The sequence below is a fragment of the Afipia sp. MLSD5-FHT05B12 genome (assembly GCF_058793355.1).
On sequence record NZ_JBXAFS010000001.1, the window covers coordinates 207,514 to 232,872 of the forward strand.

Annotated in this window: 26 protein-coding genes; 23 read left to right on the top strand and 3 right to left on the bottom strand. The window is 57.7% G+C overall.

Translation table 11 applies throughout. The features are described 5' to 3' along the window. The first annotated feature begins 10 nt into the window (after positions 1 to 10). The 12 genes from ctaD (at position 11) to phoB (ending at position 10,217) form a co-directional block, all read left to right on the top strand. Positions 11 to 1,786 (top strand): cytochrome c oxidase subunit I, encoded by a 1,776-nt coding sequence (gene ctaD, locus AC1Q6J_RS00845; RefSeq protein WP_492277425.1) that lies wholly within the window; start codon positions 11 to 13, stop codon positions 1,784 to 1,786. Then, a complete protein-coding gene (locus tag AC1Q6J_RS00850; protein ID WP_492277426.1) occupies positions 1,783 to 2,487 on the top strand; it encodes a cytochrome c oxidase subunit 3 in 705 nt (234 codons plus the stop codon). The genes ctaD and AC1Q6J_RS00850 overlap by 4 nt, the downstream gene beginning before the upstream one ends. A gap of 14 nt (positions 2,488 to 2,501) precedes the next feature. Then, positions 2,502 to 3,224: a heme-copper oxidase subunit III family protein gene (locus AC1Q6J_RS00855; RefSeq protein WP_492277427.1), complete on the top strand. Its 723-nt coding sequence runs from the start codon at positions 2,502 to 2,504 to the stop codon at positions 3,222 to 3,224. A gap of 8 nt (positions 3,225 to 3,232) precedes the next feature. After that, complete coding sequence (locus AC1Q6J_RS00860) at positions 3,233 to 3,613, top strand: cytochrome C oxidase subunit IV family protein (protein ID WP_492277428.1); 381 nt, start codon at positions 3,233 to 3,235, stop codon at positions 3,611 to 3,613. A gap of 128 nt (positions 3,614 to 3,741) precedes the next feature. Beyond that, entirely contained in the window at positions 3,742 to 4,035 is a 294-nt protein-coding gene (locus AC1Q6J_RS00865; protein WP_492277429.1) for a GYD domain-containing protein, read from the top strand. A gap of 71 nt (positions 4,036 to 4,106) precedes the next feature. Next, a complete protein-coding gene (locus AC1Q6J_RS00870; RefSeq protein WP_492277430.1) occupies positions 4,107 to 4,526 on the top strand; it encodes a c-type cytochrome in 420 nt (139 codons plus the stop codon). 415 nt (positions 4,527 to 4,941) lie between these two features. Beyond that, a complete protein-coding gene (pstS, locus tag AC1Q6J_RS00875; protein ID WP_492277431.1) occupies positions 4,942 to 5,955 on the top strand; it encodes a phosphate ABC transporter substrate-binding protein PstS in 1,014 nt (337 codons plus the stop codon). A 110-nt stretch (positions 5,956 to 6,065) separates the two neighbouring features. Continuing rightward, on the top strand, positions 6,066 to 7,064 hold the full coding sequence (gene pstC, locus AC1Q6J_RS00880) for a phosphate ABC transporter permease subunit PstC (RefSeq protein ID WP_492277432.1): 999 nt from the start codon (positions 6,066 to 6,068) through the stop codon (positions 7,062 to 7,064). A 3-nt stretch (positions 7,065 to 7,067) separates the two neighbouring features. Then, a complete protein-coding gene (pstA, locus tag AC1Q6J_RS00885; RefSeq protein WP_492277433.1) occupies positions 7,068 to 7,913 on the top strand; it encodes a phosphate ABC transporter permease PstA in 846 nt (281 codons plus the stop codon). After that, positions 7,910 to 8,737: a phosphate ABC transporter ATP-binding protein PstB gene (gene pstB / locus AC1Q6J_RS00890; RefSeq protein WP_492277434.1), complete on the top strand. Its 828-nt coding sequence runs from the start codon at positions 7,910 to 7,912 to the stop codon at positions 8,735 to 8,737. Before pstA ends, pstB begins: the two co-directional genes overlap by 4 nt. Before the next feature lie 25 nt (positions 8,738 to 8,762). Beyond that, positions 8,763 to 9,479 carry a phosphate signaling complex protein PhoU gene (gene phoU / locus AC1Q6J_RS00895; protein WP_492277435.1) on the top strand — a complete coding sequence of 239 codons (717 nt, stop codon included), beginning with the start codon at positions 8,763 to 8,765 and terminating at the stop codon, positions 9,477 to 9,479. A 27-nt stretch (positions 9,480 to 9,506) separates the two neighbouring features. Further along, positions 9,507 to 10,217 (top strand): phosphate regulon transcriptional regulator PhoB, encoded by a 711-nt coding sequence (gene phoB, locus AC1Q6J_RS00900; protein WP_492277436.1) that lies wholly within the window; start codon positions 9,507 to 9,509, stop codon positions 10,215 to 10,217. 58 nt (positions 10,218 to 10,275) lie between these two features. Here the strand turns inward: phoB and arsC are convergent, their stop codons facing one another. After that, on the bottom strand, positions 10,276 to 10,680 hold the full coding sequence (gene arsC / locus AC1Q6J_RS00905) for an arsenate reductase (glutaredoxin) (RefSeq protein ID WP_492277437.1): 405 nt from the start codon (positions 10,678 to 10,680) through the stop codon (positions 10,276 to 10,278). A gap of 160 nt (positions 10,681 to 10,840) precedes the next feature. Here arsC and AC1Q6J_RS00910 point away from each other — a divergent pair, with 160 nt between their 5' ends. The 9 genes from AC1Q6J_RS00910 to AC1Q6J_RS00950 all read left to right on the top strand — a co-directional run bounded on the left by AC1Q6J_RS00910 (position 10,841) and on the right by AC1Q6J_RS00950 (position 21,104). After that, complete coding sequence (locus tag AC1Q6J_RS00910) at positions 10,841 to 11,842, top strand: LacI family DNA-binding transcriptional regulator (RefSeq protein WP_492277438.1); 1,002 nt, start codon at positions 10,841 to 10,843, stop codon at positions 11,840 to 11,842. Positions 11,843 to 11,987: 145 nt separating this feature from the next. After that, the gene (locus AC1Q6J_RS00915; protein WP_492277439.1) at positions 11,988 to 13,469 is read left to right on the top strand and encodes an FAD-binding oxidoreductase; all 1,482 of its coding nucleotides are present in this window, start codon (positions 11,988 to 11,990) and stop codon (positions 13,467 to 13,469) included. A gap of 38 nt (positions 13,470 to 13,507) precedes the next feature. Continuing rightward, the gene (gene xylB, locus AC1Q6J_RS00920) at positions 13,508 to 15,034 is read left to right on the top strand and encodes a xylulokinase (protein WP_492277440.1); all 1,527 of its coding nucleotides are present in this window, start codon (positions 13,508 to 13,510) and stop codon (positions 15,032 to 15,034) included. Positions 15,035 to 15,037: 3 nt separating this feature from the next. Further along, a complete protein-coding gene (locus AC1Q6J_RS00925; RefSeq protein WP_492277441.1) occupies positions 15,038 to 16,090 on the top strand; it encodes an ABC transporter ATP-binding protein in 1,053 nt (350 codons plus the stop codon). A 60-nt stretch (positions 16,091 to 16,150) separates the two neighbouring features. Further along, positions 16,151 to 17,476, top strand: coding sequence for an ABC transporter substrate-binding protein (locus AC1Q6J_RS00930; RefSeq protein WP_492277442.1), 1,326 nt, complete (start codon positions 16,151 to 16,153; stop codon positions 17,474 to 17,476). Between the two features lie 64 nt (positions 17,477 to 17,540). Further along, positions 17,541 to 18,401 carry a carbohydrate ABC transporter permease gene (locus AC1Q6J_RS00935; RefSeq protein WP_492277443.1) on the top strand — a complete coding sequence of 287 codons (861 nt, stop codon included), beginning with the start codon at positions 17,541 to 17,543 and terminating at the stop codon, positions 18,399 to 18,401. Continuing rightward, a complete protein-coding gene (locus AC1Q6J_RS00940) occupies positions 18,401 to 19,234 on the top strand; it encodes a carbohydrate ABC transporter permease (protein WP_492277444.1) in 834 nt (277 codons plus the stop codon). The genes AC1Q6J_RS00935 and AC1Q6J_RS00940 overlap by 1 nt, the downstream gene beginning before the upstream one ends. A 2-nt stretch (positions 19,235 to 19,236) precedes the next feature. Beyond that, complete coding sequence (locus tag AC1Q6J_RS00945) at positions 19,237 to 20,013, top strand: SDR family NAD(P)-dependent oxidoreductase (protein WP_492277445.1); 777 nt, start codon at positions 19,237 to 19,239, stop codon at positions 20,011 to 20,013. Further along, entirely contained in the window at positions 20,010 to 21,104 is a 1,095-nt protein-coding gene (locus AC1Q6J_RS00950; protein WP_492277446.1) for a glycerol dehydrogenase, read from the top strand. Before AC1Q6J_RS00945 ends, AC1Q6J_RS00950 begins: the two co-directional genes overlap by 4 nt. A 304-nt stretch (positions 21,105 to 21,408) precedes the next feature. Here AC1Q6J_RS00950 and AC1Q6J_RS00955 read toward each other — a convergent pair whose 3' ends face one another. Both AC1Q6J_RS00955 and AC1Q6J_RS00960 read right to left on the bottom strand, forming a co-directional pair. Continuing rightward, on the bottom strand, positions 21,409 to 22,506 hold the full coding sequence (locus tag AC1Q6J_RS00955; protein WP_492277447.1) for a LuxR C-terminal-related transcriptional regulator: 1,098 nt from the start codon (positions 22,504 to 22,506) through the stop codon (positions 21,409 to 21,411). Between the two features lie 224 nt (positions 22,507 to 22,730). Beyond that, positions 22,731 to 23,273 (bottom strand): hypothetical protein, encoded by a 543-nt coding sequence (locus AC1Q6J_RS00960; RefSeq protein WP_492277448.1) that lies wholly within the window; start codon positions 23,271 to 23,273, stop codon positions 22,731 to 22,733. A gap of 132 nt (positions 23,274 to 23,405) precedes the next feature. Between AC1Q6J_RS00960 and AC1Q6J_RS00965 the strand changes: the two genes are divergently transcribed. Both AC1Q6J_RS00965 and AC1Q6J_RS00970 read left to right on the top strand, forming a co-directional pair. Then, positions 23,406 to 23,978: a hypothetical protein gene (locus AC1Q6J_RS00965; protein WP_492277449.1), complete on the top strand. Its 573-nt coding sequence runs from the start codon at positions 23,406 to 23,408 to the stop codon at positions 23,976 to 23,978. 485 nt (positions 23,979 to 24,463) lie between these two features. Further along, the gene (locus tag AC1Q6J_RS00970) at positions 24,464 to 25,246 is read left to right on the top strand and encodes a hypothetical protein (protein ID WP_492277450.1); all 783 of its coding nucleotides are present in this window, start codon (positions 24,464 to 24,466) and stop codon (positions 25,244 to 25,246) included. Positions 25,247 to 25,359: the final 113 nt, after the last annotated feature.

A 25,359-nucleotide genomic window follows, 5' to 3' on the forward strand; every position in this document is an offset into this window, starting at 1 on the left:
GGACATTTCGATGGTTGATGTCCCGTCTGACGTACTCGCAGGAATCCCGCCGGCTGAAGTGGGTGAGGTCGACCTCTATCATCCGCATAGTTGGTGGACCAAATACGTTTTCTCGCAGGATGCGAAAGTCATCGCGATTCAGTACTCGCTCACCGCGATGGCTATCGGCATGGTCGCGCTGGTGCTCTCGTGGCTGATGCGGCTGCAACTCGGATTCCCCGGTACGTTCTCGTTCATCGATCCAAGCCAGTATCTCCAGTTCATCACCATGCACGGCATGATCATGGTGATCTACCTTCTCACCGCGCTGTTTCTCGGAGGTTTCGGAAACTATCTCATCCCGCTGATGGTCGGCGCGCGCGACATGGTTTTCCCTTACGCGAATATGCTGAGTTACTGGATCTATCTGCTAGCTGTGCTGGTTCTGGTGGCAACTTTCTTCGTGCCCGGCGGGCCAACTGGCGCTGGATGGACGCTTTATCCGCCTCAGGCAGTGCTCTCCGGAACGCCGGGACAGGAGGCGGGCATCATCATGATGCTGCTGTCGCTGATCCTGTTCATCATCGGCTTCACCATGGGCGGCCTGAACTATGTGGTGACCGTGCTGCAGGCCCGCACGCGCGGAATGACGCTGATGCGGATGCCGTTGACGGTATGGGGTATTTTCACCGCGACTGTGATGGCGCTGCTCGCCTTCCCCGCTTTGTTCGTCGCCTCGGTGATGATGCTTCTTGATCGGCTTCTCGGCACCAGCTTCTTCATGCCCACGCTGGTGGAGATGGGGCAGCAGATGAAATACTCCGGCGGGAGCCCCCTGTTATTCCAGCATCTATTCTGGTTCTTCGGTCATCCCGAAGTCTATATCGTCGCGTTACCGGCTTTCGGCATCGTCTCCGATCTCATCAGCACTCACGCCCGCAAGAATATTTTCGGCTATCGCATGATGGTGTGGGCGATTGTCGGGATCGGGGCGTTGAGCTTCGTGGTGTGGGCGCATCACATGTATGTCAGCGGTATGAACCCGAAATTCGGCTTCTTCTTTGCAACGACGACGCTGATCATCGCGGTGCCGACTGCGATCAAGGTCTACAACTGGGTTCTGACCCTGTGGCGCGGCGACATTCATCTCACCATACCGATGCTGTTCGCGCTCGCGTTCATTGTCACCTTTGTCAATGGCGGCTTGACCGGCCTCTTCCTTGGCAACGTCGTCGTAGACGTTCCGTTGTCCGACACGATGTTCGTCGTCGCGCATTTTCACATGGTGATGGGCGTTGCGCCGATCATGGTCGTGTTCGGTGCGATCTATCACTGGTACCCCAAAGTCACTGGGCGGATGCTGAACGAGTCGCTCGGGCGTTTCCATTTCTGGGTGACGTTCCTTGGAGCATACGCAGTTTTCTTCCCGATGCACTATCTCGGGCTGCTGGGCATGCCGCGCCGTTATCATGACATTGGTGAGACGGCGTTCGTCCCAGCATCCGCCCACGATCTGAATGCATTCATGAGCGTCGCGGCTCTGATTGTGGGATTCGCGCAACTCGTGTTCGTGTTCAATCTGTTCTGGAGCCTGCGCAAGGGCAAGGAAGCCGGCGGCAATCCTTGGCGGGCGACCACGCTCGAGTGGCAAACGCCTGAAACTCCGCCGGCGCATGGTAACTGGGGCAAGGAACTACCCGTCGTCTATCGCTGGGCTTACGATTACAGCGTGCCGGGTGCCGCGCAGGATTTCATCCCACAGAACGAGTCGCCGGCTGCCCTTGCACCGAAGGGAGCCCGCGCATGACTGCGATTGTCCTGTTCATGGCTGGACTGGCGGCTATTGCAGGATGGTGGCTGTCGCAGCAACGGCTGGCAGCGAAACCCTGGTTGGAGGAGGGCATAATCGGTGATTTTCCTGGTGGAAGCGTTTCATCGCTGCCGCCGGCGAAGATTGGATTGGGTGTGTTTCTCGCTGTCGTCGGATCATTGTTCGCCCTCTTCATCAGCGCATACTCCATGCGCATGGAACTGATCGACTGGCGGTCGCTGCCGGTACCGAAGCTGTTGTGGTTCAACACTGGCGTGCTGATCGTAAGCAGCGCAGCACTTCAATGGGCGCAAGTCGCAGCGCGCCGGGACGATAGCGACAATGTGCTGATCGGCCTGCTCGCGGGGGGCGTCTCTGCCGTCGTTTTTGTGATTGGCCAGTTGCTGGCGTGGCAACAGCTCAACGCAGCGGGTTATTTTCTGACGGCTAATCCGGCCAATGCCTTCTTCTATCTCATTACCGCGGTTCACGGGCTGCATGTGCTGGGTGGTCTCGCGGCGTTGGGCAGAACCGTCGCCAAGGCGTGGCGTGGCGTCGATGTCCCGCGGCTGCGCCTGAGCGTCGAACTATGCGCCATGTACTGGCACTTCCTGCTTCTGGTTTGGCTGATCCTGCTTGCGCTTCTGACTGGCTGGGCGGACGATTTCGCCGCGATCTGCCGTCAGTTGCTGACCTAGGGAGATTGGGACGGATGGCAGAGGCTGTGCTGACGAACACCGGGCAATCCCGCGCGCGAGCCAAGGGCTGGCGAGGCATTACGGCCGACTGGTCGTCAGATCAGCGGGCGTTCAAGAATGTCTCGTGGGGGAAGGCCATGATGTGGATCTTCCTCCTCAGCGACACCTTCATTTTCGGCTGCTTCCTGCTGTCGTACATGACGGCGCGTATGTCGACGACCGTGCCTTGGCCGAATCCCAGCGAAGTGTTTGCGCTGGAGATTGCCGGCCATCATATGCCGCTGATCCTGATCGCCATCATGACCTTCGTACTCATCAGCAGCAGCGGAACCATGGCGATGGCCGTCAACTACGGCTATCGCCGCGATCGCCGAAAGACAGCGATCCTGATGCTGGTGACGGCTGCATTCGGCGCGACATTCGTCGGCATGCAAGCTTTTGAATGGACCAAGCTGATCATGGAGGGCGTTCGGCCATGGGAAAATCCGTGGGGAGCAGCGCAGTTCGGCTCATGCTTCTTCATGATTACGGGTTTCCACGGAACGCACGTCACCATCGGAGTGATCTTTCTGATCATCATCGCGCGAAAGGTCTGGCGCGGGGATTTCGACACCGAGCGGCGCGGCTTTTTCACGAGCCGGAAGGGACATTACGAAATCGTCGAAATCACCGGGCTCTATTGGCATTTCGTCGATCTGGTGTGGGTTTTCATCTTTGCATTTTTCTATCTGTGGTGAGGTGACGCATGGCTGAAGTCACGATGAACGGAGTTTCTCATGCGGCACCCGCCGCAGCGCCGGCTGCGGCACATGCCGAAGGACAGCAGCATCCGATCAAGCTGTATCTTGTGGTCTGGGCATGGCTGTTTGTCCTGAGCGCCTGTTCGTACCTCGTCGATTATTTCGGCGTTCACGGATATCTCCGCTGGTCGCTGATCCTGCTGTTCATGATTCTGAAGGCAGGTTTGATCGTTGCCGTTTTCATGCATATGGCTTGGGAGCGTCTGGCGCTGAGTTATGCCATCCTGCTGCCGCCGCTGGTGCTGCTGGTGTTCGTGGCCATCATGGTTCTGGAGTCGGACTACACGCTGTTGACCCGAGTCTTGTTCTTCAAGTCAGGAGCGTAGAACAAGCGGAGACCGGTTTGCGTTCGATTGCGCTCTAAATTGTAAGCTTGGCGCAAAATCTTATCGCCGAACAGCTCACACTTCGGCGGATCATGCGCTGGGGGGCCTCGTATGCACGGAGGACTGCCATGACGACATATATCATGTTGGCAAACTGGACCGAAAAAGGCATCCAAAACGTGACAGAATCGCCACGTCGCTTGGATGCGGCGAAGAAAGCCCTCAAGGATATGGATGGTGATTTTAAGCTGTTTTTCCTGACCATGGGCGACTATGACATCGTCGCCGTTTACGAAGCTCCGGATGATGCGGTCGCTGCGCGCTTCAATCTGCAACTTGGAATGATGGGGAACATCAGGACGCGCACGTTGAAGGCGTTCCCCGAAGCAGCTTACCGGGAAATCATCAACTCGCTGAGCTAACCCGCCAACAGCGCGTTCGTTTCAGATTTGATTTTCTCAGCCGTTCTGTTTGTCAGACATGGAGTGGTCGCATGCGCATTTTCGTTCTCGTCGTCGGAGCGGGATTCCTCTCGACCGTTCCCGTTACCGCCCAGGAGGTCGCCGCCGGGGAGAAGGTTTTCGCTCAGTGCAGGGCGTGCCACCAGATCGGCGAGAGCGCGAAGAACGCGGTCGGCCCGGTACTCAACGGATTGTTCGGGCGCAAGGCCGGGACGATTGAAGGTTTCAATTACTCGCCCGCAAACAAGAACTCCGGCCTCACTTGGGATGAAGCGACCTTCCGTGAATACATCAAGGATCCGAAAGCCAAGATCCCCGGCACCAAGATGATTTTTCCGGGCCTGAAAGATCCAAAGCAAATTGACGATGTCGTCGCCTATCTCAAGCAGTTCGACTCCAAGGGAAAGAAAGCAGAGACAGTTCGCGGCGTCGGGCAGGCGAGCGTGAAATAAGGCCTGTCTGGTAGTTCCTGAGAGCGGCGAGGGGACGGCCCCGGTAGGACGGTCCCTGCGCTCATGACTGCCTTTGTCGGCACATGCGTAGGGCGTCAGGCCTTCATCGCAACGTGAAGATTGGTGGCGGCAGGTATCCGGCTGCCAGCCCCACAGGCGCTGTCACACTCGGAGGCATTCCGGAGCCAAGCGGCTAAATATTGCTGGCGCACGTCGTCATCCCGACAGCGGGCTTTTAGAAATTAATTCGTTAAATCAATGGCTTGTACATGTGTTACCCAGCGGTAAACGCTGTCACAACGCTGTCATGTGGATTTCATAAAAAGTGCAGGCTCGGCCTTCTAAGAAGGCGGCCTCGAAGCGCGATAACGATCCCGAACGGTCGGGCGCTTCGCTCACACGATGGAGAGACCCAGTGAATTTCATTAAAAAAGCGATCGTCGCTGCCGGCCTTGTTGCCGCATCGACTTCGGCGTTTGCTGCCGACATCACCGGCGCGGGTGCGACGTTCCCGTTCCCGCTCTATTCGAAATGGGCTGACGCCTACAAGAAAGAGACTGGCAATGGTCTGAACTATCAGTCGATCGGTTCCGGCGCCGGCATCAAGCAGATCCAGGCCAAGACCGTGACTTTCGGCGCGAGCGATATGCCGCTGAAGCCAGAGCAGCTTGAGAAGGACGGCCTCATTCAGTGGCCGCAGGCAATGGGGGCTTTGGTTCCTGTCGTGAATCTCGAAGGCATCAAACCGGGCGAACTGGTGTTCTCGGGCGAACTGCTCGGCGACATCTATCTCGGCAAGGTCAAGACGTGGAACGATCCAGCGATCGTGAAGCTGAATCCGAAGCTGAAGCTGCCGTCGGAAGCCATCACGGTGGTGCGGCGTTCGGACGGCTCCGGCACCACGTTTATCTGGACAGATTATCTCTCGAAGGTGAACACCGAGTGGAAGGCGAAAGTTGGAGCCGGAACGGCAGTTGAATGGCCTGCTGGCGTTGGCGCCAAGGGCAACGAAGGCGTCGCCGGCAACGTCAGCCAGACCAAGAACTCGATCGGTTATGTCGAGTATGCCTATGCCAAGCAGAACAAGCTGACCTATGGTGGAGTGATCAACAAGGCCGGCAAGACCGTGCAGCCGACCGTTGCTGCATTCCAGGCGGCGGCGTCTAATGCCGATTGGGCGGGCTCCAAGAATTACTACGTCATCCTGACCGACCAGCCGGGCGAAGCTTCGTGGCCGATTACTGGCGCGACCTTCATCCTCATGTACAAGACTCCGATCGACAAGGCTGCGTCCGCGGAAGCGATCAAGTTCTTCACTTGGGCGTTCGCGAAGGGCGACAAGCTGGCTGAAGAGCTCGATTACATTCCGATGCCGGATTCCGTGGTCAAGCTGATCGAAAAGACCTGGTCGGCTGACATCAAGAGCTAAGCAAATGTTCCGGAGGAGAGGCCCACCTCTCCTCCGTTTTCTTGGACAACGCCGGCGCAACAAAGTGTGTGGCTGGCGGACGCGTAAAATGAATGGGACAGGGGACTAGCGTGGCAGAGATGGCGGTTCAGAGCACCTCAATGGAAGCAGCCGGGCCTTACGATCGCGCGAAAGCTCTGGGCGCATTCAAGTTTGGCGACAAGGCATTCTACTGGACCACCAGGGCCTGCGCGATCGCGGTCTTGCTCATTCTCGGTGGCATCATTCTTTCCCTGATCGCAGGCGCATGGCCGGCGATAAAAGAATACGGGTTTGCATTCCTTTGGACGCAGCGCTGGGCACCGTCCGCCGATCCTCCAGTTCTGGGCGCGCTTGGTCCGATCTACGGCACGCTGATAACGTCAGTGATCGCGATGATTATCGCAATTCCGGTCGGTATTGGCATCGCGGTCTTCCTGACCGAGCTTTGTCCGCAGTGGCTTCGCCGTCCGATCGGCATTGCGGTCGAACTGCTCGCAGGCATTCCGTCGATCATCTACGGCATGTGGGGTTTCTTTGTACTTGGCCCGTTCCTGGCGAATACATTCCAGCCCTTCATGATCCGGGTATTTGACGGGGTACCGATCCTCGGGACGATTTTCGCGGGCCCGCCGTCCTATCTCAGCCTTTTCAATGCGGCGCTGATTCTGGCGATCATGGTGCTCCCGTTCATCACCGCGATTTCTGTCGATGTGTTCAAGACGGTGCCGCCGGTTCTGAAGGAAGCGGCCTACGGCGTCGGCTGCACCACATGGGAAGTCGTCCGCAACGTCGTCATTCCCTATACCAAAGTCGGCGTGATCGGCGGCATCATGCTTGCTCTCGGCCGCGCGCTTGGCGAGACGATGGCAGTGACCTTTATTATCGGAAACTCGTTCCGGATATCTTCGTCGGTCTTTGCTCCGGGTACGACAATTTCAGCGGCTATTGCCAGCGAATTTGCCGAAAGCGACGGGCTGCATCAGTCGGGCCTTATTCTGCTTGGCCTGTTGCTGTTCGTGCTGACGTTCTTCGTGTTGGCTGCGGCGCGGCTGATGCTGATGCGTCTTGAAAAGAAGGCGGGGAACTGAGCCATGAACCCGATCTATGCCTCTCGCCGCCGCTGGGACATCGTCATCAGGTTCCTCTGCCTTGGGGCAGCCGTCTTCGGCGTGACCTGGCTTGCGCTTATCCTGTTCACGCTGTTCTACAACGGCTTTGCGGGCCTGCATCTTGGCATCTTCACCGAGAACACACCGCCGCCTGGTTCCACCGAGGGTGGGTTGCTCAACGCCATCGTCGGCTCGATCATCATGACGGTACTCGGCGTCGGCATCGGCGCTCCGATCGGATTATTCGCGGGCACCTATCTTGCCGAATACGGCAAGCATGACCGCCTGACGTCGGTGATCCGCTTCATCAACGACATCCTGCTGAGCGCGCCGTCGATCATCATTGGTCTGTTCGTGTACGGTGCGATCGTTGTCCCGATGGGTGGCTTCTCGGCGCTGGCCGGCACGCTGGCGCTCGCCGTGATCGTGATCCCGGTTGTTGTGCGTACCACCGAGGACATGCTTGGTCTCGTGCCCAATCCGCTTCGTGAAGCAGCCTCCGCACTCGGCTTGCCGCGCTCGCTTGTCATTAAGCGGATTGCTTATCGTGCCGCACGTTCGGGCCTCATCACGGGTGTGCTGTTGGCGACAGCGCGTGTTGCCGGCGAAACCGCGCCACTGCTGTTTACGGCGCTGAGCAACCAGTTCTTCAGTCTCGATTTGACCAAGACGATGGCGAACCTGCCGGTGACCATCAACAACTTCGTTCAAAGCCCCTACGACTACTGGAAACAGCTCGCATGGACCGGGGCTTTGCTTATCACCTTGACCGTACTTGCCCTTAACGTTGGCGCGCGCATTCTCGGCGCCGAGAGGACATCGAAATGAACGAACAGCTTTCTGTCAGCGTAGATCTTTCCCGTGGACCCGTGCCGGGCAGTGCCGGCCGGCTTGATGCGCGGCCCAAGGTGACCGCGCGTGACCTGAACTTCTACTATGGTGAGCACCATGCTCTGAAGAACATTAATCTTGTTCTCGGCGAGAACCGAGTGACCGCCTTCATCGGTCCGTCGGGCTGCGGCAAATCGACGTTGCTGCGCATCTTCAACCGTATGTACGATCTTTATCCCGGTCAGCGCGCCGTCGGTCAATTGATGCTGGATTCGACCAATATTCTCGATCCGAAGCTCGATTTGAACCTGCTGCGCGCCCGGATCGGAATGGTGTTTCAGAAGCCGACGCCATTCCCGATGACGATCTATGAGAACATCGCGTTCGGCATCAGACTCTATGAGAAGATATCGAAGTCGGAAATGGACGGCCGGGTCGAGGCCGCGCTGAAGGGCGGCGCGCTCTGGAACGAGGTCAAGGACAAGCTGAACGCCAGCGGCCTCAGCCTGTCAGGCGGCCAGCAGCAGCGCCTGTGCATTGCACGCACTGTCGCGGTTCGTCCCGAAGTCATCCTGTTCGACGAGCCTTGCTCGGCGCTCGATCCGATTTCGACCGCCAAGGTTGAAGAACTGATCCAGGAACTCAAGGAAGACTACACGATCGCCATCGTGACGCATAATATGCAGCAGGCGGCGCGTGTGTCTGACAAGACAGCCTTTATGTATCTCGGCGAACTGGTTGAGTTCGACGATACCAACAAAATCTTCACCTCGCCAACCGATCGGCGCACGCAAGATTACATCACCGGCCGCTTCGGCTGACGCGCATTCGCGGGAGAGACATACCATGGGTTCAGATCATACCGCCAAGGCGTTCGACGAAGACCTTCAGGAGCTAAACCGGCTTGTTGCCGAGATGGGCGGCCTGGCCGAACGGCAGATCGTCGATTCCGTCGATGCATTGATCCGGCGCGATGTCGCGCTGGGCAAGCGCGTTGTCGCCGCCGATCTCGAGATCGACAAGTTGCAGCATCTGATCGAAGAGCGTGCGGTACTCACGATCGCTCGCCGCCAGCCGATGGCGGTCGACCTACGCGAGATCGTCAGTTCGATGCGGGTTGCGACCGATCTGGAGCGCATCGGCGACCTGTCCAAGAATATCGGCAAACGCGTCGCGGCGCTCGATAGTGATTTCCATCCGCTGAAATTGATCCGCGGCCTGGAACACATGACCGACCTGGTGCAGTCGCAGGTCAAGTCGGTACTCGATGCTTACGCAGCGCACGATCTGCCGGCCGCGATGATAGTCTGGAAGGGGGATGAGGAGGTCGATGCGATCTGCACCTCTCTGTTCCGCGAACTTCTGACCTACATGATGGAAGACCCGCGTAACATCGGTTTCTGTATTCACCTGATGTTCTGCGCCAAGAATATTGAACGTATCGGCGACCATGCGACCAACATCGCCGAGACGGTTTTCTACATGATCGAAGGCCAGCAGATGCTCGATCAGCGCCCGAAGGGCGATATGACGAACTTTGCAACGGTCGCGTCAGGCAGTTAATTTGTACGAAGAACTGAAGGACTGGAAATGAGCGCCCGAATTCTTGTGGTCGAGGACGAAGAGGCGTTGACTACGCTGCTTCGCTACAACCTGGATGCCGAGGGCTACGACGTCGAAACGGTCGCCCGCGGCGACGATGCTGATACGCGGCTCAAGGAGCATGTTCCCGATCTTATTGTACTCGACTGGATGCTTCCGGGCCTATCTGGGATCGAATTGTGCCGTCGGCTGCGAGCGCGTCCCGAAACCAAGCAAATCCCGATCATCATGCTGACTGCGCGCGGCGAGGAAAGCGAAAGAGTGAGAGGGCTTGCGACCGGCGCGGACGATTATATCGTCAAGCCGTTCTCGGTGCCCGAACTGCTCGCTCGCGTAAAAGGCTTGCTGCGCCGCGCCAGTCCGGAGCGCCTCGCGACAGTTCTCGCCTTTGGCGACATCGAGCTTGACCGGGACCGCCGGCGTGTTGCCCGTTCCGGGCGTCCGATAGATCTCGGTCCGACCGAATACCGGCTTCTCGAGTTCTTTCTGGAACATCCGGGGCGTGTGTTCAGCCGCGAGCAACTGCTTGATGGCGTGTGGGGACGTGACATTTATATCGACGAGCGCACGGTGGATGTGCATATCGGCCGCCTCAGGAAACTCCTGAATCTTGGACGCGAGTCGGATCCGATCCGCACGGTCCGTGGCGCGGGCTACGCGCTTGACGATCGTTTCGCCAAGGCTGAGTCACAAGGTTGAGTCACGGGCTATCTGACCTTCACCTCGCATGCGCGGGGTGTTGGTTAGCGATGTGCCGTCAGACCGCGTTGATGATTTCGCCGTCTTCCTTGACGAATCTGCCAATGTGCGGATTTGGCAGAACGTCGAGCACAGCCTCCGATGGTCGGCACAGCCTGACGCCCTTGGATGTCACGACAATCGGCCGATTGATCAGAATTGGGTGTACGAGCATCAGATCGATCAGCTCGTTATCTGTCCACCTCGGGTCGCCGAGTCCAAGTTCGGCATAAGGCGTGCCTTTCTCGCGCAGAAGTGAGCGCACCGAAACTCCCATCGCCGCAATAAGCTCGATCAGCTCTGCGCGGGTGGGCGGTTCCTTCAGATATTCAATGATCGTCGGCTCGGTGCCGCTTTGCCGGATCATAGCCAGCGTGTTGCGGGACGTTCCGCAGTCCGGGTTGTGATAGATGGTGACATTCATGGCTGCATCCGTGCTTTAACCCGGCCTATTCAGTTTTCGACCGCAAGCCTTGTACATTGATCGTCGGATTGCGTCGAGTCCGCGCCTGGGGATTGCTTGTTTTATCAGGCCTCCAAGTCTACGCTCGCCGCGCTGGTCGCCGCTTGGGATGTTGGAATCGATGAGGCCAAGATTAGCCGATGTTGCGCGTATGGCGGGGGTCGACGTATCCACCGCTTCGCGGGTGCTGCGCGGTGAGGAGAGCCAACGCATTCGCCCGGAGACGCGCGAACGGATTCTCGAAAGCGCTCGTAGCCTGGATTATTCACCAAATACGCTCGCGCAGAGTTTGCGGACGTCGCGCAGCCGGACACTCGGCCTTATCGTTCCGCAACTCGACAATCCGGTGTTTGCGTCCGCCATTCGCGGTGCCGAAAAATCTTCGGCGCGTCATGGCTATTCGTTGCTGATTGCGCACCGGGAATCAGGCGCGACCGACGCCGTTTATCATCGACTGTCGCATGGCAACCGTGTCGATGGGCTGCTGGTCGCAAGCCTTGATGATGACAGCCTGCTGCGTGAGGAACTTGAATCCACTCACACGCCATTCGTGCTGCTCAACCGGCAACTGTCGGGCAGCTCTTATTGCGTCGTACTGGATAGCCGCGCCGCGGCGGCAATTGCCGTCGATCATCTGGCGCAGATGGGCCACAAGCGGATCGCGCATCTCGCGGGCCGTCCCGGCGGATTCAATGCTGGTGAACGATTGGCCGGCTATCGCGATGGACTGAAGCGGCACGGTATTCCGTTCGATCCGAAGCTGGTCGCTGTCGCCGGATACACGGCGGAGGGCGGGGCGGATGCGATGCGCAGTCTTCTTGCACTGAAGCCGACGGCTGTTCTGGGCGCCACGCTGGTGACCGCGGCAGGTGCGATGGCTGTGTTGCATGAGGCGGGTCTGCAAATTCCGCGCGACGTGTCGGTGGTGGGTCTGCACGATGCGCCGGTCGCGACAATGCTCTATCCGCAGCTGACATCGGTGAAGATGCCCACGGAATTGATGGGCGAAATTGCGTCCGACCTTCTGATCGACCTTTTGAACGGCGGTACGCCGCAACCCGTCGCGCCGCTGGCGCCGGACGGTCTTGTCATCCGCGCTTCCACAGGCCCAGCCCCGCGCTAAATTTTCACTTGACCGCAGGGGCGGTTTGTACGACGTTTGAACAAACGATTGTGCAAGCCACTTGTTCAATCGTCAGAAAATGCAATGCGATCAGGGGAGTGCGCCGAGTGAGCGTGGCGAATTCGGCCTCTGAAAAGGGCCTGTCATGACTGCAACCACCATCGCTGCCGTGCGTGAAACCGATCATGTCGATGAAAGCCTCGTCTCCGCTTTCGGCGCAATCGTAGGCAACGCCAACGTTCTGGCATCATTCGAGCAGCGCCTCGGCTATGCGCGTGATCGCCTGCCGTTTGCGGTTTTCCGTGAGCGCGCCGGCGCACTTGCGGGCGCGGTGCCGCGTCTTGTTGTGCGTCCAGCGAACGAGGATGAGGTTATTCGCATCGTTCAGCTTGCGAAGGCGCGTAACGTTCCGATTATTCCTTATGGTAACGGCTCGGGAGTTCTGGGCGGCGCGATTCCGCTCGGCGGCGAAATCATGCTGGACACGCGCCGGCTCGACAAAATCGTTTCGATCAATCCGACCGATGCGGTTGTGACCGTGCAGGCAGGCATGAATGGTGCCGAGTTCGAACGTCAACTTAATGAGGCCGGATACACAAGCGGTCACTTGCCGCAGTCAATCGAAATTTCCACTGTTGGTGGCTGGCTCGCATGCCGAGGCGGTGGCCAAGCCAGCAGCCGTTACGGAAAGATCGAAGACATTGCTGTCGGTTTGAGGGCTGTGCTGCCGGACGGTACCCCGCTTGAAGTCCGCCCGGTCGCGCGGCGTTCGGTCGGTCCATCGATCCGCGATCTGATGATCGGCGGTGAGGGGGCATTCGGTATTATTACGGAAGCGACGCTGCGAATCTGGAAAAAGCCGGAGATCGAGCGTGGCGTCGTGCTGGCCTTTCCGACGCAGCAAGCAGCCTTGGATTGCGCGCGTCTCATCATGCAGGCGGAGCTGCGCCCGGCCATCGTGCGGCTTTACGACCGGGTTGAGAGCGATGAACGCACCAAGGACATCGCGTTGTTCAAGATCAAGCCTTACTTGGCCATGATGATGTTCAGCGGCAGCGAACCGCTGATTACGGTCGAGCAGGACATGGCCCTGGCGATTGCCAAGAATCTCGGCGGCGAAATCGGGCCTGACGCGCCCTTCCATCATTGGAAGGAAAACCGCTATGTCGCTTATTCGCAGAAATGGCACGATGCGGGTTATTTCAACGATACCATCGAGGTGACCGGCAACTGGTCGGCGATTCCCGCGATGTATGAAGCCATCGGCAATGCCGTGCGTAAAATTCACCCCGGCATCCACTTCGGCGCGCACTGGTCTCACGTTTATCCGGAAGGCGCGTGTCAGTACATGACGATCCGTCTGCCGCCGATGGCGGATGATGTGGCGTTGCCGATCCATGCCAAGCTTTGGGATGCGGTTCAGAAACTGACGCTCGATCATGGCGGCTCAATCGCGCACCATCACGGCGCGGGTCTTTTCAGAAATCCGTGGATGCAGCGCGAGCTTGGCGCAGGCCTTGGTGTACTCCAGACAATCAAGGATGCGCTCGATCCCGCCAATCTCCTGAATCCCGGAAAGCTTGGGTTGCGCGCCGGCTCGAACGCGAAAGACATTCGCCGTGATTGAGATGGCGCGCAACGGCGCGGCATTCGGGGAGGGCGCGCATGGCCGTGTCTGATCCTCTACTGGTCGGCATTGACCTCGGTGCGGGTTCGCTCAAGATCAGCATCATCAAGAGTAATGGCTCGTTGGTCAGCGAGGCGTCCGCACCGGTCGCGACATCGTCCCCGCACCCGGGCTGGAGCGAACAGAACCCCGATGACTGGTGGCTGGCGGCGTGTGATGCGCTACGCCGCGGTCTAAAGGCATCCGGGCGTCCCGCGTCCGATATTGCCGCGATTTCATTCTCCGCTGGCGCCCATACACAGGTGCTTGAGGATGCCGATGGCCACGTGATCCGTCCTGCGATCTTGTGGAATGATCAGCGCAGCCGCGACCAGACACAGCAGCTTCGCGACAAAGCTGACGCGCGTATTCTTGAGATCGGAGCCAATCGGGCCAATCCGACCTGGACGCTGCCGCAGATGCTGTGGCTGCGCAATCATGAGCCGGAAGCGTTCGCGCGCGTCACAAGGCTTTATGTCGCCAAGGATTGGCTACGCGCGCGGTTCACGGGAACATGGGAAACCGACACCATCGACGCGCTGGGCACCCTGATGCTGGACGCGCAGACAGGGGAGTGGTCTAAAGAGCTCTGTGGAATGATCGGCTGGCCGATGGCGACATTGCCGCCGATCGTCAAGCCGAACGCCGTTGTCGGCAAGGTAACGGCCAAAGCCGCGCAGGCGACGGGCCTAGCCGAGGGCACACCGGTAATTTGCGGCACGTCCGACACCGCAGCGGAGACCTTTGGCGCCGGCATGGTGCGCGAGGGTATGGGCGTTGTGAAACTCGCGACGGCTGCGACAGTGAGCGTGCTGTCGCCCAAGGCCCGGCCCGATTTCTCGCTGATCAACTACTACCATGTCGTGCCGGACCATTGGTACGTCATCGCTGCCACCAACTCCTGCGCGTCTGCGCACAAATGGCTGCGAGATACGTTCTTCCGCCGCGAGGGCGAGGACGGGAGTGCTGTATTCGACGCCATGGACGCGCGTGCTGCTGCGGTGCGCCCTGGCTCGGAAGGGTTGTTCTTTCATCCCTACCTTAATGGCGAACGCAGCCCCTATTGGGATCCGCTGTTGCGAGCGGACTTTGTCGGGGCGGGATTCAACCACGGCGGCGGTCATTTCGTCCGCGCGCTCTACGAGGGCGTGGCCTACTCCCTGCGGGATTGTCTTGAGGTCATGAAGTCCAAGGGCCTTGGTTTTTCGACGGCGCGCCTCACCGGCGGCGGCGCGCGCAGCGCTTTGTGGAGGCAGATCGTCGCTGACGTGCTGAACATCACGGTCGAACTGCCCGCCGTCGCTGATGCCTCGTATGGCGCGGCATTGCTGGCAGGCGTCGGCATTGGCGTGTTCAAGGATGAACGTGCCGCCGCCGGTGTTGTTCAGATCGTCTCGCGGGCGGTGCCGGATCCGGCGCGAACCGCTGTCTACGATCAAGGTTTTCCGATTTACCGCGATATCCAGAAGGCGCTCGCGCCGATCAATCATCGCATCCACGGTTTCGTGGCCGGTCAGAGCAAGTGATGCATGTCAGAGATTAGGCTCGAAAAGGTTCGCAAGGCTTATGGTCCGGTCGTCGCCGTTCACGGTGTCGATCTGACGATTCGCGACGGTGAATTCGTGGTGTTCCTGGGGCCATCAGGCTGCGGGAAGTCGACGACGTTGCGGATGATGGCGGGTCTTGAGGAGATTACCTCAGGCAGGCTTTTCATTGGCGACCGCGACGTCACCGCGCTGGAGCCGAAGGACCGCAATATTGCGATGGTGTTCCAGAACTACGCGCTCTATCCGCACAAGACGATCTACGAAAATCTCGCCTTCGGTTTGCGGATGCGGAAGATGGATACCGCGCAGATCGACATGCGGGTCCAGCGTGCGGCGAAGATGCTGGGCCTTGATGAGTTCCTGAAGCGCAAGCCGAAGCAGCTTTCAGGCGGCCAGATGCAACGCGTTGCGCTTGGTCGTGCGCTCGTGCGTGAGCCTGAAGTGTTCTTGCTGGACGAGCCGCTGTCAAACCTGGACGCCAAGCTGCGCGTCCGGATGCGAGAGGAAATCGCTCGCCTGCACCAGGACGTCGGCACCAGCATGGTGTATGTGACCCACGATCAGGTCGAGGCGATGACGCTTGCCAATCGCATCGTTATCATGCGCGACGGTCACGTGCAGCAGGTTGGGGCTCCGCTCGAGGTCTACGATCGTCCTGTCAATCTCTTTGTGGCCGGATTTATCGGTTCACCGGAAATGAATCTCGTAGAAGGCCGAGCGCTCAACGGCGTGTTCGAGAGTGGCGCGCTGCGGATTGCTTTGCCTGAGCAATACCGAGTGGCCAACGAAGATATCGTGCTCGGTATCCGGCCCGAGCATATTGCGCTTGGCGAGGGACCCGACGCGCTCGCATTCGAAGTCGGCGTCATCGAGCAGCTGGGTGCGCAGACCCTGACGATCGGTGAGGTAAGCGGGGCTCGTCTGCGCATTCTGACCGACCGTGTCGATAACTGGAAGTTCGGCCAGCGAATTCCCGTCCGGCTCCTGGCTGGACGGCTCCACCTGTTCTCGAAGTCAACGGGACAGCGACTTTAGACGACCAAGAAACCAAAACAAACATTCACAACAGTGAAATTTCTAGGGGAGACAAGGGAAATGGCTAAAGACGGGATATCGAACATCGATCGCCGTAGGCTCATCAAGGGCGCTGGTGCGGTCGGCGTGGGTCTTGCCGCAGGCACGCTCGGCGCACCGGCAGTTTGGGGGCAGGGCAAGAAGACCCTGCGTTTTCTCAACACTGAAACCTCCATCGACAGCATCCGCGCGCTGAAGGTTGCTTGTGCCGAATACGAGCGGATGACGGGTACGCAGGTCATCGTCGACTCAGTCCCGCTCGACGATGCCTTCACCAAGGTGACGACGTCTCTGCGCGGTGGTCAACCTTATGACATCGCGACATTTGCATTCGTGGGTCACGTCCTTCTGCTTCAGGCGGAAGGGCATTTGATGCCGTTGACCGAACTGACCGGCAAACATAAGTGGGGCCCGAAGATCCTTTTCCCCATCAAGGGCGAAACCTATTGGTACCCCTACGATTACAATCTGGCTTGGATCTATTACCGCAAGGATCTCTACGAGAAGAAGGGCCTGAGCGTTCCCAAGACCTGGGCTGATATGCTCAAGAACTCGCAGGCACTGAACGAGGATGGCCGCTCCGGCTCGCTGTTCCCGATCGGCAGCAACGGCGCGACCAACTGGCTGTCGCCGGGCTTCATGTGGGCCGAGGGCGTCAAGTTGTTTGACGACAAGTGGAATGTCGCCGTCGACAACGCGGCGAACGCGCCGAAAGTCGCGGCCTATCTCGATTTCTTCGCCGATCTTTACAAGACCATGCCGTCGGGCACCAGCCAGGCCAGCTTTGGAGAGGTCCTATCGAACTTCTCCTCAGACAAGGTCGGGCACACCGCCTATGCCGGACGCATCGTCGAAGCGCTAGAGCGCACGTCGCCGGCTCTCGCGACCAAGTACGGAATCATGCCGTATATGGACAGCGCGGGGAAGGCGAAGGCCGTCAACCACGGCTACGACGGTTGGGTTGTGCTGAAGACGCCCAACTCCAGCGAATCGATGAAGTTCATGAAATGGTTCACCGAAAACCAGTACATCAACTTCCTGCACACCGCGCCGCTGCACTTCCAGCCGCCACGTCTCGACGTTTACGAGGACGCACGCTGGCGCGCTCACCCGCTGATCGAGAAGCACAAGGACGCGGTGGAAACGATGAAGAATTTCATCGTCGACAAGTCGATGATCCTGACGTCCGTCGACACCGAAGGCCCGGTGCCGGATCTGCGTCCAGGTAAGGTGTTCGAAGGCTTTGTGATCCCCGAGATGTTACAAAATCGCATCCTGAAGAACATGCCGGCGGCCGACTGCGTCAAGGCGGCTGGCGACAAGATGCGCAAGCTCACGACATCATAAGAAACGCGTGTGCCAACTGCCCGGCCGGATGCTCCCGGCTGGGCTCTTCCCCGGAAAGACGAAGTTGAGTTCGAAGGCGACGATATACACCTTCCTGGTGATCGGACTTCTTGTGACGCTCGTTTTGATCGTTGCGCCGGTGGCGTATGCGATCAGCTTGAGCTTTTACAAGCTCGATTCGTTCGTTGGCGAAGCCAAGTGGGCTGGCTTCGATAATTACACCGCCATTCTGAAGTTACCGGAGTTTTGGCGCGCACTCTGGAACGGTGTGCTTTATTCCTTCGGGTCGATCGTCCTTCAGGTCGTACTCGGTATTGGCTTTGCCCTGATCCTCAATGAGACATTCCCAGGCCGCAACTTTGTGCGCGGATTGTCCATCCTTCCGTATCTGTTGCCGACCGTGGTCGTTATCCTGACATTTAAATGGATGGTGGATGGCAGCATCGGCATCATCACCAAGGCCATTGCGGCGATAGGGCTGCCGCCGGTGAACTGGTTCGAAAGTTCCGGTGCGGCGATGGCATCGGTCATCCTCGTTAGCGTCTGGATGTGGACACCCTTCGTCACGACCTGCTTTCTTGCAGCATTGCAGACCGTTCCGACCTCGTTGTATGAAGCGGCGCGGGTCGACGGCACCACGGCAGTTCAACGGTTCTTTCACATCACACTACCGATGCTTAAGCCGATCCTTACGGTGGTGGTGCTACTGCGCGCGATCTGGATGTTCAACAAATTCGACGTGATCTGGCTTCTGACCCGCGGCGGCCCGGTCGGGTCCACCGAACATCTGGCCATTCTATCCTATCGTCATGCGTTCAGCTTGTTCGACATCGGCGGAGGGGCTGCGATTGCGACGATCTCGTTCGCGATTCTGTCGGTAGCCGTGTTCTTCTACTTCCGCATCTTCCCGCTAGAGGACGATTGATGGCCGCCGTTAAATCGCTTCCCGCCCGGCTCAGCCTCTATGGCGCAGCGATCGTTATCGCGATCTATTCGGCGTTCCCGATTTACTGGATGTTTATTTCCAGCTTGCGCGAGCCGACGAGCCTTCTCAGCACGGTTTCGCTGATGCCGGGTCCGTTCACGCTGGAGTACTATCGCAACCTGCTCGAACTAACCGACTATCCGACCCATTTCATGAATAGCGTTGTTGTGGCGGTGGTCACGGTCGTCGTGACGATGATCTTTTCGGTGATGATTGCTTACGCCGTGACGCGCCAGCGTATTCGCGGCAAGAAACTCATCGTCGGTGCGATGCTCTATGCCTACATGTTTCCGCCGCTCCTGATCGCGATTCCGATGTTTACGATCTTTGCGCGGCTCGGTCTCAGTGACACGTTGATCGGGCTAATCGCCTCGCACTTGACACTGACGCTTCCGCTTGGGGTCTGGTTCCTGTGGGGCTTTTTCAAAGGCATGCCGTTCGAGCTGGAAGAGGCTGCGATGGTCGATGGCTGTACGCGGCTGGGTGCATTTTTGCGGGTTGTTCTGCCGCTGTCGCTACCTGGACTCATCACCGTTGCGATCTTTTCTTTCCTGCTGTCGTGGACCGATTACACGTTCGCGCTGATCATGATCGGAAGCGATGAGAACAAGACCCTGCCGGTGGGGCTCGCCTCGATGGTCGGATCATTCGACCTGCGCTGGGGCGAGATCATGGCGGGATCGACGCTGATCGCGTTGCCGCTGTTCGCAGCGTTCGCGCTGCTGACGCAGTACTTCATTCAAGGCCTCGGCGCTGGTGCCGTGAAGGGTTAATCATGGATCTTGGACTGAAAGGTAAGGCAGCGCTGGTCACCGGTGCGGCGCGCGGCATAGGCAAGGCTGAGGCGTTCGCGCTGGCGGCGGAGGGGTGTTCGATCGCGATCAATGACGTCGACCGCGAGGCGGCGGAAGCCGCAGTGGCTGAACTGAGAGCTGTAGGAACGAAGGCGGTTGCCTCTATTGGTGACGTATCGGAAGAAGCAGGCGCGGAGGCGGTCGTGCGGGAAGCGCATCGTGGTCTCGGGCAACTCGATATTCTGGTGAACAACGCCGGCGCCGGCGGCCGCCATCTCGGGAGCCTTGCCGAGAACATGTCCCTTGACGACTGGGATATCATCGTCCGAACTCACCTGCGCAGCACGTTCCTATGCAGCAAGCATGCATTGCCCTTGATACGCGGGCGGGGTTTCGGACGGATCGTGAATACCTCGTCGATGAACGTTACCGGCGGTGGTCGCCCGGGCGTGACGAACTACTCCGCAGCGAAGGCGGGGGTCATTGGCTTCACGCGGACGTTGGCCAAGGAAGTCGGCAGCGCCGGGGTTACCGTGAGTGCCATTGCGCCAGGTTATGTTGAGACCGCGTTGATTGCCGGGTTTTCCGCCGAGAAGCGGGCGATTATCGCTGGACAGAATCCTCTTGGGCGGTTCTGCCAGCCTGAAGAGGTGGGTTCGCTGATCGCATTTCTATGCTCAACTCAGGCGGCCTTCATCAACGGCGCGCTTATTTGCATGGATGGCGGCAAGCGTGACTTCTTCTGGGGTGACCAATGACCATTCGAGCCTTTGGCGGCCCGCATCGCTATGTTCAGGGGCCTGGCGCCCTGAATGAGCTTGCAACGCTGGTTCCGCTTTATGGTCGCCGTCCCTTCATTGTGGCGGACGTGGCAGTGATGGGCGCCCTTCGCGAACAGCTCAAAGCGCTGCTCCAGCCGTGTGCCGATGGTCTGGAATTCGCCGAATTCTCGGGTGAATGCTCCGCTGCCCAGATCGATGCGATGACGGGCAAAGCGAACGAAGCAAAGAGTGACGTCATCGTCGCCATCGGAGGTGGCAAGGCGATCGATACCGCAAAGGGTGTCCGCATCCAGCGGGGCGGAGGCATTATCGTGGTGCCGACGGTCGCCTCGAACGATGCGCCAACCAGCCGTCTTGCGATCATCTACACCGACGATCACATTCTGAAAGAAGTCAGGCTGATGCCAACCAACCCGGACGCGGTCGTCGTCGACACATCGATCATTGCACGTGCCCCGCGTCGTTTTTTCGTTGCCGGCATCGGCGATGCGCTTTCGAAGAAATTCGAAGCGGAGCAGTGCTTCAATTCGGGCGGCATGAACTTCTACAAGGCCCGGCCAGCCGCGCTCGCGGTTTCAATTGCCAACCAGTGTTATCAGGTAATCCGGAGGGACGCGGTTGCATCTCTCACGGCAGTCGACCGGAAGGAGCCTGACGCTGCGTTCGAAAATATTGTCGAGGCGGCGATTTTGCTCAGCGGACTTGGTTTCGAAAGTGGTGGTTTGTCGATCGCGCACTCGCTGACGCGTGGCTTCTCAGCGATTCCGTCGCTCAACGGCGCGCTGCACGGTGAGCAGGTGGCGTTCGGTCTTCTGACGCAGCTCTGTCTCGAGCAGAGATCTCCTGAATTTCTCGCCGACATGGTGGCGTTCTTCAAAACGGTTGGTCTGCCGACAAGCCTGAAAGACCTAGGGTTTTCCAGCAACACACAGGATGGCATCCGGACAATCGCCCAGCGCTCCATCGCTGAAGCACCATACCTCAGGCAGTTTGTCGGGACCGTGACCGAGCAAAGTCTGATGGCCGCGCTTGACCGGGCGAACCGTTGCGCGAAATCGGAAAAGTAGACCGCCGTTTGGCTAAAGACGCACCAGATGGCCGGACACCTTGACTGGCTCTCCGGCGCAGAGCCTTGCGAGCGACGAACCAATCAGCGGCCTGCCGAAGCTCGGCGATGGACTTCCAATCCGTGACCGGCTGTACGCGATACCAGCGCTTCAATGTGATGAATGCGCCTCGTACCCGATCGCAGTAGTTTGTCCTCTTCTGGACATATGTGCTGTTCTGATTCACCCACGAACGGCAGAAAGCGTTGCGACTTCGTCCGCCTGATTTGATAGCTGGAAACCTTCGAGCCGAACTCATATGCAATCAGGAAGACTGAATATCCTTATGGCCGATCCCAGAATCCAGCCACCTGTGTTCGTTTGTTTTTTCAAAAAAGTCCTTGGTTAGGACGGCGACTTCGGTCCTGTTCCTGACCTTTAATTTTCGCATGATATGGCGAAGATGAACTTTAACGGTATGCTCACTCATACCAAGCTCATAGGCGATTTGTTTGTTGGCCATTCCCTGGCAGAGAGCTTCCACGACCATCATTTGCCGTTCTGTCAGAATCTCATTTGTTTTCGAAGTCGCCGGCTGTTTGTTGCGATCGAGCTCAAGGCTGCTGACAGGCACAAATGTTCCGCCGGCCTCCACCAAGCGAACAGCTTCGACGGCAACATTGAAGGGCAGGCTTGTAGGTATATAGCCGCGGGCTCCATTCTTCAATGCGTGCATGACATAGTTCGTGTCATCGATGTCGGACATGATGATAACGGGAATGTCCGCGGCGCTGGATTCCAGGAATTGAAGATCGGCAACGCTGGACGATCCGCCGTCGACAAAGAATACGATCACCGCCGGGTTCAGAGCATTTTGTTCGGTGGAGTTTCTCCATTCGAAGATATTTGTGAATGCGAAAATGCCGTGACTTCTGTAGGAAACTTCAAGACAACGAACGAAACAATCGCGAAAAAATGCGCGTTGATGGATAACGACGATCCCGGGTTTCTTCACCGCGGAAGGCTTGTGATCTTTCTCATTGACGCCGTTGAGGCGCGAAATCTCATTAGGCTTGTTTTGGTTTGGGGCTTTGGTATCTGCGTGATTACGCGGAAGGAGAGGGCGCGCATCTTGTGAGCTTGTTACATGTCGGCCCGCGGAAGATGGACCGGCATGAGAGCGGGGCGCGGCATGGTGATCGCCAGGAGCCCGCATGAAAAGGCGAACTCTATTCGGCGATGACCGTTTCAAAAGAGACTGCTTGAGTGTGAATTGCTGAGAATGACCGTTGTGCTGCTGGATCGTATTTTGGTCGCCGCGTACATCTGGAAGTTCGTTATGAAAAAACTGTTCAGACAAATCGTCCAAAGCTTGCTGGCGTTTTCGGAATGAATGTGAATATGAATAGCCGCTGATACTCATAATACGCCCCCTACTCGTTACTTCGGTGGTCGCACGCGCCCTTCCATTTCAAAACCGCAACGTTTGCCGAGTACGATCAATTTGCCTTTAATGTTTAGTATAGTCCTCCTTTTTTGCAATCCTGCAACGCTTTTTATGAAGGAGCTCGTCGCGCTGCACAAAACTTGCGATTTGAAAGCTGATTGCACGCCATATGTGTTTTCGCACCGGTTCCATGAGGGAACTTAGAGGGCTATCCGACCCGGCTCTGACATGATGTCGCAGGCATGCATCGAAATGTGCGCATCGAAGAAGCGCTCCCACGCGGCTGAGACGTCGTCTCGTTCGGCGATTGACGAATTCGCTTCCTCCAGGTCGTTGTGCCGATCCTCCCATCGCTTTCCTGCTCCTGCAAAAAGGATCGAGTTTCCGACAAGCAAAGAGCCGAATGCCAGCGCATTCCGGCAGCCAGCTTCGAAATCCTGATTGCATGCAGTGCTCAGCAAGAGTACCTCTTCGCCGATTATGCCGGATCGCACTGTGGTGATGTCTTCCCAGGATTTGGCTTGCACGCGACACAGAGCTTCGCCTTCGATCTTGCCGGTTTCAATCCTGGCGGCGATGGTGATCAACATGACCATGAAGCCGATCATGTACGGGTCTGACCAGATAGGGTCGGATATACCGCCAAGGCGGCTACGGCTTTTTTCGACCATGGGCGAGATCACAGCGGTCGCAGCCCGGTGGGCTCTGCGAACTTTGGACAGGTCAAGGACCCAGCGCCACATGTCGCTGCTCTCCGCAATTTCTCCAAAAGGGGGGCAGAATGCCAACGCTGCCCTTGTTTTGTTCCAAGACCTGCTGGATCATATATCAATAATAGCGCGGTACTCCAGACCAGTCAGGAGTGGGACCTGTCCATGGCGTCCAGCAAGCTTCCGCCAAAACCCGATTTTGAGGCGCTTGCGGCATCGGCACCCGCGTCGGCCGACCGGCGTACACTTATTCTGGCGTTGATTGGAAACCTGGTTTCAAGCTGGACTAATAACGAGAGTCTGTTCATTTACGTTCTCATGCTTCTTTTGCGAACGGATCAAGCATCGGCAGCGCTGACCTTTGCCACACTCAACACAACGCGCGCGCGTCTCGATCTCATCCAGCGCCTGGCGAAGATCACCATCCGGGACAATAATCTAGAGAAGGCGCTTTCCAAGATCATCGAACGATTCAATGAATCGACTCATGTTCGCAACGAATTCAATCATTGCATGTATATCGTCGATGCCAGCGGCCAGATAACCCATACGCAATCGATGCGGATCGTGCAGACAAAGGATAGTCTTCAATTCGGTGAAATGAAGCCCATGGATGAAGCGCGGCTGAAGAGCATGGTGAAGACGACAAAGGAAATGACGCTCATCAATCGCGATATCTGGGATTTCCTGCCGCGCCTGGAAAGCCACTTGGGCTCGACTGATAAGCCATCGCGCTGATACTGCTTGCTGCCTTTAGCGAGATTGCAGGCGAGGACAACAAGCTAATTCCGGTGGATAATGTGCCGAGAGGTTCATTTTGCCGGCGCGTTCCGGTGTTCGTGCGCGTAGGCTTACCAGTGCAGTTGTTGTGTTGCGGAAACCGATTGCAAGCCAGCTCACCCATTCGAGCTATCCATTTGAATGATTCGGACTAGCCGAAAGGATTAGCCTGTTCGTGACCAAATGACGTATGGGCCTCTGAATTCTTATCGAATGGTGACGTTCGTCTAATGCTTAAGACGATGCGCAATGCTCGAATGTGCGGCTAGTCCCTGACTTCTACATAAGCAACGTTGATCATGCGGAGTCTCGCAAACAATTGCGAGGGGATCGCAGTCGGGAGACCGACATCAACCGCATCGTAGCGCGTTGACGATCGCAGACGTAGAAGATCAGCGATTTTCGAGGCGACGGCGATGCTCCTTACCCAACAGGAGTTCGTCATGGGTCACTATAAGCCAAGGCGGGACGATCAAGACCAGAAGCAAGATCAGAAGCAAGACCAGGATCAAGATCAGAAGCAGGCCGAGCTTCAGGCGCAGCTTCAAGGCCAGGGTCAAGCCCAGGGTCAGGGTCAGTTGCAGTTCGCTGTTCAGTCGCTCGATTCCAAGAGCGAGAACGATAACGAAAACGACAACAAGAACAGCAACAGCAACGACAACAAGATCGATAACGACGTTGACAACAAGGTCGATAACAGCCTCGACAACAAGGTCGACAATGATCTCGACAACAAGGTCGACAACAAGATTTCGAACGTCGTCGACAACAAGGTCAATGTTGAGGTTGACGTCAAGATCGATCTCGATCTCAAGGCCGATGGCCTGAGCAGCCCGGTTATAGACCTCTCATGTCTGAGCGATGTTCATGGCTCAGTGATCATGCCAGACGTGGTGAACCAGAAGCTCGATGGCGACGGCAATATCTTCAACATCGATCAGGTCAACAATCTGGTTGATCGCGATTATGTTGAAGATCCGAAGGTTTCGTATGATGGCGGCGACTTCCGCATGGATGCGAAGGGTGAAGGCGGCGACGTTAAGATCGATTCCAAGATCGATGATATCGCCGGCAACAGCGCCAGCGGCGTAACGGCAAGTGCCGATGCGATCCTCTCGCAGGATGCATTCAACCAGAACATCACCCAGGGTGCGAACATCCAGTTCAACAGCATCACGATGAATGTCGCCGGTGATGACTGGACTGACTCCCATAATTTGGGTTGATCTCAAGCATTTCCCCGCGCGGCATCCGCCGCGCGGGCTTTTCCTTGAACGCTCACATGATTGAAACGATCTGTTCTCGCGGCTAGCCTCGCAGCATCGTCGCTTGCTTGAGC

Bases quoted from the DNA above. Each gene is read 5' to 3' on its own strand.
- AC1Q6J_RS00915 (WP_492277439.1), top strand. From the start codon at position 11,988: ATGACTGCAACCACCATCGCTGCCGTGCGTGAAACCGATCATGTCGAT.
- pstA (WP_492277433.1), top strand. From the start codon at position 7,068: ATGAACCCGATCTATGCCTCTCGCCGCCGCTGGGACATCGTCATCAGG.
- phoU (WP_492277435.1), top strand. From the start codon at position 8,763: ATGGGTTCAGATCATACCGCCAAGGCGTTCGACGAAGACCTTCAGGAG.
- AC1Q6J_RS00955 (WP_492277447.1), bottom strand. From the start codon at position 22,506: ATGAGTATCAGCGGCTATTCATATTCACATTCATTCCGAAAACGCCAG.
- AC1Q6J_RS00965 (WP_492277449.1), top strand. From the start codon at position 23,406: ATGGCGTCCAGCAAGCTTCCGCCAAAACCCGATTTTGAGGCGCTTGCG.
- AC1Q6J_RS00950 (WP_492277446.1), top strand. From the start codon at position 20,010: ATGACCATTCGAGCCTTTGGCGGCCCGCATCGCTATGTTCAGGGGCCT.
- AC1Q6J_RS00940 (WP_492277444.1), top strand. From the start codon at position 18,401: ATGGCCGCCGTTAAATCGCTTCCCGCCCGGCTCAGCCTCTATGGCGCA.
- AC1Q6J_RS00865 (WP_492277429.1), top strand. From the start codon at position 3,742: ATGACGACATATATCATGTTGGCAAACTGGACCGAAAAAGGCATCCAA.
- pstB (WP_492277434.1), top strand. From the start codon at position 7,910: ATGAACGAACAGCTTTCTGTCAGCGTAGATCTTTCCCGTGGACCCGTG.
- AC1Q6J_RS00930 (WP_492277442.1), top strand. From the start codon at position 16,151: ATGGCTAAAGACGGGATATCGAACATCGATCGCCGTAGGCTCATCAAG.
- AC1Q6J_RS00855 (WP_492277427.1), top strand. From the start codon at position 2,502: ATGGCAGAGGCTGTGCTGACGAACACCGGGCAATCCCGCGCGCGAGCC.
- AC1Q6J_RS00960 (WP_492277448.1), bottom strand. From the start codon at position 23,273: ATGTGGCGCTGGGTCCTTGACCTGTCCAAAGTTCGCAGAGCCCACCGG.
- AC1Q6J_RS00850 (WP_492277426.1), top strand. From the start codon at position 1,783: ATGACTGCGATTGTCCTGTTCATGGCTGGACTGGCGGCTATTGCAGGA.
- AC1Q6J_RS00860 (WP_492277428.1), top strand. From the start codon at position 3,233: ATGGCTGAAGTCACGATGAACGGAGTTTCTCATGCGGCACCCGCCGCA.
- ctaD (WP_492277425.1), top strand. From the start codon at position 11: ATGGTTGATGTCCCGTCTGACGTACTCGCAGGAATCCCGCCGGCTGAA.
- phoB (WP_492277436.1), top strand. From the start codon at position 9,507: ATGAGCGCCCGAATTCTTGTGGTCGAGGACGAAGAGGCGTTGACTACG.
- AC1Q6J_RS00945 (WP_492277445.1), top strand. From the start codon at position 19,237: ATGGATCTTGGACTGAAAGGTAAGGCAGCGCTGGTCACCGGTGCGGCG.
- AC1Q6J_RS00925 (WP_492277441.1), top strand. From the start codon at position 15,038: ATGTCAGAGATTAGGCTCGAAAAGGTTCGCAAGGCTTATGGTCCGGTC.
- AC1Q6J_RS00870 (WP_492277430.1), top strand. From the start codon at position 4,107: ATGCGCATTTTCGTTCTCGTCGTCGGAGCGGGATTCCTCTCGACCGTT.
- xylB (WP_492277440.1), top strand. From the start codon at position 13,508: ATGGCCGTGTCTGATCCTCTACTGGTCGGCATTGACCTCGGTGCGGGT.
- AC1Q6J_RS00970 (WP_492277450.1), top strand. From the start codon at position 24,464: ATGGGTCACTATAAGCCAAGGCGGGACGATCAAGACCAGAAGCAAGAT.
- AC1Q6J_RS00910 (WP_492277438.1), top strand. From the start codon at position 10,841: ATGAGGCCAAGATTAGCCGATGTTGCGCGTATGGCGGGGGTCGACGTA.
- arsC (WP_492277437.1), bottom strand. From the start codon at position 10,680: ATGAATGTCACCATCTATCACAACCCGGACTGCGGAACGTCCCGCAAC.